This window comes from Pseudomonas sp. LSJ-87 (assembly GCF_032971465.1).
GTDB lineage: Bacteria > Pseudomonadota > Gammaproteobacteria > Pseudomonadales > Pseudomonadaceae > Aquipseudomonas > Aquipseudomonas putida_Z.
Map to the genome: position 1 here is coordinate 103,564 of NZ_JAWJYQ010000033.1, position 7,841 is coordinate 111,404.

7 protein-coding genes are annotated in these 7,841 nt (G+C 65.1%); 2 read left to right on the plus strand and 5 right to left on the minus strand.

Annotated elements, in window-relative coordinates; all coding sequences use genetic code 11:
- Window positions 1–6 precede the first annotated feature (6 nt).
- Window positions 7–318 (minus strand): DUF6124 family protein, encoded by a 312-nt coding sequence (locus RYH74_RS19830; RefSeq protein WP_025339827.1) that lies wholly within the window; start codon window positions 316–318, stop codon window positions 7–9.
- A gap of 130 nt (window positions 319–448) precedes the next feature.
- On the opposite strand from RYH74_RS19830, the gene RYH74_RS19835 reads away from it, so the two are divergent.
- Both RYH74_RS19835 and RYH74_RS19840 read left to right on the plus strand, forming a co-directional pair.
- Window positions 449–1,102, plus strand: coding sequence for a LexA family protein (locus tag RYH74_RS19835; protein ID WP_075045682.1), 654 nt, complete (start codon window positions 449–451; stop codon window positions 1,100–1,102).
- A 107-nt stretch (window positions 1,103–1,209) separates the two neighbouring features.
- Window positions 1,210–1,875, plus strand: a complete 666-nt coding sequence (locus RYH74_RS19840) for a LexA family protein (RefSeq protein ID WP_204249932.1) — start codon at window positions 1,210–1,212, stop codon at window positions 1,873–1,875.
- Window positions 1,876–2,012: 137 nt separating this feature from the next.
- On the opposite strand, the gene RYH74_RS19845 is transcribed toward RYH74_RS19840, so the two are convergent.
- Genes RYH74_RS19845 through RYH74_RS19860 form a run of 4 tightly spaced genes read right to left on the minus strand, consistent with a single transcriptional unit; the run spans window position 2,013 to window position 7,571 of the window.
- Window positions 2,013–3,965 (minus strand): acetyl/propionyl/methylcrotonyl-CoA carboxylase subunit alpha, encoded by a 1,953-nt coding sequence (locus tag RYH74_RS19845; protein WP_075045680.1) that lies wholly within the window; start codon window positions 3,963–3,965, stop codon window positions 2,013–2,015.
- Window positions 3,962–4,777 carry a gamma-carboxygeranoyl-CoA hydratase gene (locus RYH74_RS19850; protein WP_039613144.1) on the minus strand — a complete coding sequence of 272 codons (816 nt, stop codon included), beginning with the start codon at window positions 4,775–4,777 and terminating at the stop codon, window positions 3,962–3,964. The genes RYH74_RS19845 and RYH74_RS19850 overlap by 4 nt, the downstream gene beginning before the upstream one ends.
- A 3-nt stretch (window positions 4,778–4,780) precedes the next feature.
- The gene (locus RYH74_RS19855; protein ID WP_013973340.1) at window positions 4,781–6,388 is read right to left on the minus strand and encodes a carboxyl transferase domain-containing protein; all 1,608 of its coding nucleotides are present in this window, start codon (window positions 6,386–6,388) and stop codon (window positions 4,781–4,783) included.
- A 19-nt stretch (window positions 6,389–6,407) separates the two neighbouring features.
- Window positions 6,408–7,571: an isovaleryl-CoA dehydrogenase gene (locus RYH74_RS19860; protein WP_013973339.1), complete on the minus strand. Its 1,164-nt coding sequence runs from the start codon at window positions 7,569–7,571 to the stop codon at window positions 6,408–6,410.
- Between the last annotated feature and the right edge of the window lie 270 nt (window positions 7,572–7,841).

A 7,841-nucleotide genomic window follows, 5' to 3' on the forward strand; every position in this document is an offset into this window, starting at 1 on the left:
TCTTGTTTACAAACCCGATTCCACGGTGCGTTTGTGCTCGAGCAGTGCGCGCGCCATGTCCATCATGTGCATCAGGGCAAAGGTCAGTTCGCGCTGGCTGCCGTGCTGGTGGGTGGCGGTTTCCTGTGCGGTGGCGGCGGCGCAGCGCAGCAGGGCGATGGCGTGTTCCTGGGCCTGGTCGCCGGTTACACCCTCGTGCAGGGTCCAGATCCTGTTGTCCAAGGTGGGGCGCGGCGGGTTGGGGTTGAGGTAGTAGTCGAGGGCGCGGCGGGCGGCTTCGCTGTCGAGATCTGTTTCGTCGTTTTTCGGTGGTTTCATCGCGATACCTTCTGATTTCCCTTCAAACACACAGGAATCAGAGGATAGGTCAGTCTGTACTATCTATCTAAAAATAAATAATTCAGGTTGTGTATTGCTGCGAGTAATACAGTCCGTATTGTTGCCGCTCATGGAAAACTGGAACGCATTTCTCAAGCGCTACAAGCGCGAACACAATCTCAGCCAGCTCAAGCTGGCCGAGCGCCTGGGCATGACTCAGGGGGGCGTGGGGCATTGGCTGCGTGGCACGCGGCGGCCGACGCTGGAAACCATCAACGAAAAGCTCGAAAAGCTTGGGCTGGTGTTTCTGGAAGCCCAAGTCATGGTGGTGGAGCGCGATATCGTGCGCGAATCGCCTGGTCACTATGCGGCCGAGCAGCCGGTTTCGGCAGAAGCACTGCTTTACGCGAGCTTTCGCTTCCCGGTGCTGAGTTGGGCTGACTTGCAGGGGACCTTGCCAGAAACAAGCAAGGCCCACGAACAGACTGACTATATGCCCGCCGGCAATGCGTTCTGGCTGGTGGTGGAAAACGACTCGATGAATGCCGCCAGTGGCAGGAGCGTGCCTGAGGGTACGCGGGTGCTGGTGGATACTGGCCTGCCGGCAGAGCCAGGCCGGTTGGTGATTGCGCGGCAGCCCGGGCGGCCGGCAGTGTTGCGGCAGTTGGTCGAGGAGGGCGGAGACAGGATGCTCAAACCGCTGAATACCCGCTATCCGACAGTCCTGTGTGAAGACGGCTGCGAATTTCTGGGTGTGGTCGTGCGGGGGCACGGGGTCTTCTAGCTTGCCGGGGGCTGCTGTGCAGCCCTGTCGCGACACAAGGCCGCTCCTACAGCGGCCGCAGCGGGTTCGATCGAGACGCGCGCCTTTGCAGGAGGCTGATGGCAGCGATGAATATGGATAGATGGATTGCCCTGGTCCGTGACCGGATGGAGGAGCTAGGGCTCACTCAAGAGCAGCTTGCCGAGCGCGTTGGCGTGTCTCAAGGCAGCGTGGGGCATTGGCTGAACAAGCGGCGGCAGCCGAAGGTCGAGTCGATGAACCGCACGCTCATCGAAATTGGCATGCCGCACTATAACGTCAGCTTGCAGCTGCGCATTCAGGGGCAGGTTGACGGGGAGCGTAGCGTTTACGAGGTCGATGACTCCGATGACGACCTGGACCTCATGCAATACATCGTGTGCTTCCGCTACCCAGTTCTGGGTTGGGATGAGCCAGGTATCGCAGAGGGTGCGGAGCCAGGTGTGTTCGAGCAGACGGATTACCTGGCCCAAGGCAAGGCGTTCTGGCTGACTGTCGAGAATGATGCGATGAGTGCCGCCAGTGGCCGCAGTGTGCCGCAGGGCATGCGGATGTTGGTGGACCCTGGGGTAGATGCCGAGCCAGGGCGTCTGGTTATCGCTCGTCAGCCGGGCAAACCGGCGATTTTCCGTGAGTTGGCGGAGGAAGGTGGGCAACGGTACCTGAAGGCACTCAACAGCAACTACCCGGCGCTGTTGTGTGAGGAAGGCTGCGAGTTTCTGGGTGTGGTCGTGCGAGTGCATGGCTCCTTCTAGATTGCCGGGGCTGCTGCGCAGCCCTTTCGCGACACAAGGCCGCTCCTACAAGTACCGCACCAACCTCAGGGCATGCACCGTACCTGTAGGAGCGGCCTTGTGTCGCGAAAGGGCCGCAAAGCGGCCCCCCAGGAGTCTTACTCCGCCAGCTCGACCAGCACCGTCCCTTCGCTGACCATATCCCCTTCCTGGCAGAACAACGCCTTCACCGTGCCGCCATGTGGTGCGCGAATGCTGTGCTCCATCTTCATGGCCTCCAGCACTACCAGCGCCGTACCTGCTTCCACCACCTGCCCAGGCTCCACCAGCACCCGCACGATGCTGCCGTTCATGGGCGCGCCCAGGCCGCCCTGGTGGCTGTGGCTGGCCTCGGCCTCGGCAATCGGGTCGAAGGCTTCGATGGCATGCATCTCGCCATCCCACTGCAAGTACAACGTGCCACCGCGGCGGATCGCCAGATGCTGGCGTCGCACACCCGCCTGGTCATGCACCAACTGCTCGCCCACCAGTTGCCAGGTAGACGCAGCGCTGCGCTCCAGAGCAACCGCCTGGTCCTGCCCGCCACTCGCCAGGTGCAGGCTGCTGCGCGCCGGCAGGCCCAGGCGCAGGCCGTTGCGCTCGGCCCACGGCGAACTGCGGTCGTCCTCCCGCTGGTGTGCGGCCTGGCCCTGCAACCAGGCCTCGGCCGCGGCTTCCCAGAAGCCTGCCGGCAGCGCTTGAGGCGCGGGCAGCAGAACCTCCTGGTGACGCGGAATGAAGCCAGTATCCAACTCCGCTGCAGCAAACGCCGGGTGGGCGAGAATGCGCCGCAGGAAGGCGATGTTGGTCTTCAACCCGCCAATGGCAAACTCGTCGAGCATGGCCAGCAAGCGCAGGCGCGCCTGCTCGCGGTCTTCGCCCCAGGCGATCAGCTTGCCCAGCATCGGGTCGTAGAACGGCGACACCACATCACCTTCGCTGACCCCGCTGTCCACCCGTCGCCCTTCGCCGGCTGCCGACTCGCGGTACAGCGCCAGCTTGCCGGTCGCGGGCAGGAATTCGTTGGCCGGGTCCTCGGCATACAGGCGCACTTCGATGGCATGGCCGATCAGCGGCACCTGTTCCTGGGTGATCGGCAGGGCCTCGCCGCAGGCCACGCGAATCTGCCAGGCCACCAGGTCGAGCCCGGTAATGGCCTCGGTGACCGGGTGCTCCACCTGCAGGCGGGTGTTCATCTCCATGAAGAAGAACTCGCCACGGGCATCGAGCAGGAACTCCACGGTGCCGGCGCCCACGTAGCCGATGGCCTGGGCCGCGCGTACCGCCGCTTCACCCATGGCCCGGCGCAATTCGGCTGACAGGCCTGGCGCAGGGGCTTCTTCCACCACCTTCTGGTGGCGGCGCTGGATCGAGCAGTCGCGCTCGTTGAGGTACAGGCAGTTGCCGTGCTGGTCGGCGAATACCTGGATTTCCACATGGCGCGGCTTGAGCACGTACTTTTCCACCAGCATGCGCGCATCGCCGAACGACGACTGCGCCTCACGCTGGGCCGAGGCCAGGGCGTCGGCCAGCTGGCTTTCTTCCTCGACCACTTTCATGCCCTTGCCACCGCCGCCGGCGCTGGCCTTGAGCAGCACCGGGTAGCCGATGCGTTCGGCGGCGGCGCGGAAGGTGTCCAGGTCCTGGGCTTCGCCGTGGTAGCCCGGCACCAGTGGCACGCCAGCGGCTTCCATCAGTGCCTTGGCCGCCGACTTGCTGCCCATGGCGTCGATGGCGCTGGCCGGTGGGCCGAGGAAGATCAACCCGGCCTCTTCGATGGCGCGGGCGAAGCCTGCGTTCTCGGACAGGAAGCCATAGCCCGGGTGGATGGCCTGGGCGCCGCTGGCCTTGGCTGCGGCCAGCAGCTTGTCGACCAGCAGGTAGCTTTCGGCAGCCTTGGTGCCGCCGAGGTCGACGCGGATATCGGCTTCGCGGCTGTGCCGGGCATCACGGTCGGTGGCGCTGTGCACGGCCACGGTGGTCAGGCCCATGGCCTTGGCGGTGCGCATCACCCGGCAGGCGATTTCGCCGCGGTTGGCGACCAGCAGGGTGGTCAAAGCGGGGCGGCTCATGGGCGCGGCTCCTTCTTGTCGTCGGTTTGCCAGGCGGGGCGGCGTTTTTCCAGGAAGGCGCGCAGGCCCTCCTGGCCTTCGGCGCTGACGCGGATGCGGGCGATGGTGTTTTCGCAGTAGCGGCGCAGGGCCGGGCTGAGTTCACCGTCGTCCACTTCACGCAGCAGGTCCTTGGTGGCGCGCAGCGCTTGCGGGCTGTTTTGCAGCAGGTTGCTCACCCAGGCTTCGACCTGGGCGTCCAGTTCGCTTGCCGGGTAGACCTCGGCCAGCAGGCCCAGCTCGCGGGCTCGCACGCCGCTGAAACGCTCGGCGGTGAGGGCATAGCGGCGCGCGGCACGCTCGCCGATGGCCTTGACCACGAACGGGCTGATCACTGCCGGGGCCAGGCCGATGCGTACTTCCGACAGGCACAGCTGGGCGTCTTCGGCGCCGATGGCCATGTCGCAGCAACTGATCAGGCCCAGCGCGCCGCCAAAGGCCGCGCCTTGCACCACGGCCAGGGTCGGCGCCTTGAGGCGGTGCAGGGCGTACATCAGCTCGCCCAGCTCGCGGGCATCATCCAGGTTGGTGTTGAAGTCCAGCTGCGCCGACTGCTGCATCCAGGCCAGGTCGGCGCCGGCGCTGAAGTGCCGGCCGCGGCCGCGCAGCAGCACGAAGCGCAGGCTGGCGTCCTCGGCCAACTGGTCGAGGGCGACGATCAGCTCGCGGATCATCAAGGCGTTGAAGGCGTTGTTCTTGTCCTCGCGGCTCAGCCACAGGGTGGCGAAGCCGCGCGGGTCGCGGATCACTTCGAGGGTGCTGAAATCGCTCATGGGTCACATCCGGAAAATGCCGAAGCGGCTCTGTTCGATCGGTGCGTTCAGCGCGGCGGACAACGCCAGGCCGAGCACGTCGCGGGTCTGTGCCGGGTCGATGACACCGTCGTCCCACAGGCGGGCGCTGGAGTAGTAGGGGTGGCCCTGGTGCTCGTACTGGTCGAGGATCGGCTGCTTCAGCCGGGCTTCGTCTTCGGCGCTGAACGGGTGGCCACTGCGCTCGCTCTGTTCGCGCTTGACCTGGGCCAGCACGCCGGCGGCCTGTTCGGCCCCCATCACGCCAATCCGTGCGTTGGGCCACATCCACAGGAAGCGCGGGTCGTAGGCGCGGCCGCACATGCCATAGTTGCCGGCGCCGAAGCTGCCGCCGATGATCACCGTGAACTTCGGCACCTGGGCGCAGGCCACGGCAGTGACCAGCTTGGCGCCGTGCTTGGCGATGCCGCCTTCTTCGTACTTCTTGCCGACCATGAAGCCGGTGATGTTCTGCAGGAACAGCAGCGGGATGCCGCGCTGGCAGGCCAGTTCGATGAAGTGCGCGCCTTTTTGCGCCGCTTCGGCGAACAGGATGCCGTTGTTGGCGAGGATCGCCACCGGGTAGCCATGCAGGTGGGCAAAGCCGCACACCAGGGTGGTACCGAACAGCGCCTTGAACTCGTCGAACACCGAGCCGTCGACCAGGCGCGCGATCACCTCGCGTACGTCGAACGGTTGCTTGGCGTCGGCCGGCACCACGCCATACAGCTCATCGGCGGCATACAGCGGTGCCACCGGGGCCAGGCGCTGCAGCTTGCCCAGCTTGTGCCAGTTGAGGTTGGCCACGCTGCGTCGGGCCAGGGCCAGGGCGTGTTCGTCGTTGTCGGCATAGTGGTCGGCCACGCCGCTGGTGCGGCAGTGCACGTCGGCGCCGCCGAGGTCTTCGGCGCTCACCACCTCACCGGTGGCGGCCTTTACCAGTGGCGGGCCGGCGAGGAAGATGGTCGCTTGCTGGCGCACCATGATCGCTTCGTCGGCCATCGCGGGCACATAGGCACCGCCGGCGGTGCACGAGCCCATCACCACGGCAATCTGTGGAATGCCCAGTGCGCTCATGTTGGCCTGGTTGAAGAAGATCCGCCCGAAGTGCTCGCGGTCGGGGAACACTTCGTCCTGGCGTGGCAGGTTGGCGCCGCCGGAGTCCACCAGGTAGATGCACGGCAGGCGGTTCTGCAGGGCGATGGTCTGCGCACGCAGGTGCTTCTTCACCGTCAGCGGGTAGTAGGAACCGCCTTTGACCGTGGCGTCGTTGGCCACGATCATGCATTCCACGCCTTCGACGCGGCCGATGCCGGCGATCACGCCCGCAGCGGGCACGTCTTCGCCATATACCTCATGGGCAGCCAGTTGGCCGATTTCGAGGAACGGCGAGCCCGGGTCCAGCAGGCGGTCGATACGCTCGCGCGGCAGCAGCTTGCCACGCGAAGTGTGCCGCTCCTGGGCCTTGGGCCCACCGCCCTGGGCCACCTGGGCGAGCAGGCCGCGCAGGGCCTGGACCTGTTCGAGCATGGCCGCGCTGTTGCCGGCGAACTCCGCCGAACGCGGATTGATCTGGGTGTGCAAGGTAGCCATGTGCGCCCGTCCCTTGTGCTCAGCGGGTTTCGTTGAACAGTTCGCGGCCGATCAGCATCCGGCGGATTTCGCTGGTGCCGGCACCGATCTCGTACAGCTTGGCGTCGCGCAGCAGGCGGCCTGCCGGGAATTCGTTGATATAGCCATTGCCACCCAGAATCTGGATCGCCTCCAGGGCCATTTGCGTGGCGCGCTCGGCGGTGTACAGGATCACCCCGGCGGCGTCCTTGCGGGTGGTCTCGCCACGGTCGCAGGCCTGGGCCACGGCATACAGGTAGGCGCGGCTGGCGTTGAGCTGGGTGTACATGTCGGCGATCTTGCCCTGGATCAGCTGGAACTCGCCGATGCTCTGGCCGAACTGCTTGCGGTCGTGAATGTAGGGCACCACCAGGTCCATGCAGCTTTGCATGATGCCGGTCGGGCCGCCGGACAGCACCACGCGCTCGTAGTCCAGGCCGCTCATCAGCACGCGCACGCCACCGTTGAGCTGGCCAAGGATGTTTTCTTCCGGCACTTCGACGCCGTCGAAGAACAGCTCGCAGGTGTTGGAACCACGCATGCCCAGCTTGTCGAACTTGTTGCTGCGGCTGAAGCCTTTCCAGTCACGCTCGACGATGAACGCGGTGATGCCGTGCGCGCCCTTTTCCAGGTCGGTCTTGGCGTAGATCACGTAGGTGTTGGCGTCCGGGCCGTTGGTGATCCAGGTCTTGCTGCCGTTGAGCACGTAGTGGTCGCCGCGCTTTTCCGCGCGCAGCTTCATCGACACCACGTCGGAACCGGCGTTGGGCTCGCTCATGGCCAGGGCGCCGATGTGCTCGCCGCTGATCAGCTTGGGCAGGTACTTGAGCTTCTGCTCGTGGCTGCCGTTGCGGTTGATCTGGTTGACGCAGAGGTTGGAGTGGGCACCGTAGGACAGGGCCACCGAGGCCGAGCCACGGCTGATTTCTTCCATCGACACCACGTGGGCCAGGTAGCCCAGGCCGGCACCGCCGTATTCTTCCGGCACAGTGATGCCCAGCAGGCCCATGTCGCCGAACTTGCGCCACATGTCGGCAGGGAACAGGTTGTCGTGGTCGATTTGCGCGGCGCGCGGGGCCAGTTCGGCGGCGACGAAGGTGCGCACCTGGTCGCGGAGCATGTCGATGGTTTCGCCCAGGGCGAAGTTCAGGGTGGGGTAATGCATGCTGGGGCACCTTGTTGTTCTTGAAATTGGGTAACACCGTAGCTCAAGGGCTATCCACCGGCCCTGTGGGAGCGGGTTTACCCGCGAATGCGTCAGCAGGGCCACCGTCATTGCCTGGATGATCGCATTCGCGGGTAAACCCGCTCCCACAGGGTCGGTGGTGCGCCGACAAACCCGATGTCGTTTTCACCTTTACGTTAACGTAAACCTGCATGCGCTTACTGTCAATCGACTCATCACCTTTACGTAAACGTAAATCTGCGCCAGAGT

Excerpts from the sequence above, each read along its gene's own strand:
- RYH74_RS19855 (WP_013973340.1), bottom strand. The coding sequence starts at position 6,388 with ATGGCTACCTTGCACACCCAGATCAATCCGCGTTCGGCGGAGTTCGCC.
- RYH74_RS19860 (WP_013973339.1), bottom strand. The coding sequence starts at position 7,571 with ATGCATTACCCCACCCTGAACTTCGCCCTGGGCGAAACCATCGACATG.
- RYH74_RS19850 (WP_039613144.1), bottom strand. The coding sequence starts at position 4,777 with ATGAGCGATTTCAGCACCCTCGAAGTGATCCGCGACCCGCGCGGCTTC.
- RYH74_RS19845 (WP_075045680.1), bottom strand. The coding sequence starts at position 3,965 with ATGAGCCGCCCCGCTTTGACCACCCTGCTGGTCGCCAACCGCGGCGAA.
- RYH74_RS19840 (WP_204249932.1), top strand. The coding sequence starts at position 1,210 with ATGAATATGGATAGATGGATTGCCCTGGTCCGTGACCGGATGGAGGAG.
- RYH74_RS19835 (WP_075045682.1), top strand. The coding sequence starts at position 449 with ATGGAAAACTGGAACGCATTTCTCAAGCGCTACAAGCGCGAACACAAT.
- RYH74_RS19830 (WP_025339827.1), bottom strand. The coding sequence starts at position 318 with ATGAAACCACCGAAAAACGACGAAACAGATCTCGACAGCGAAGCCGCC.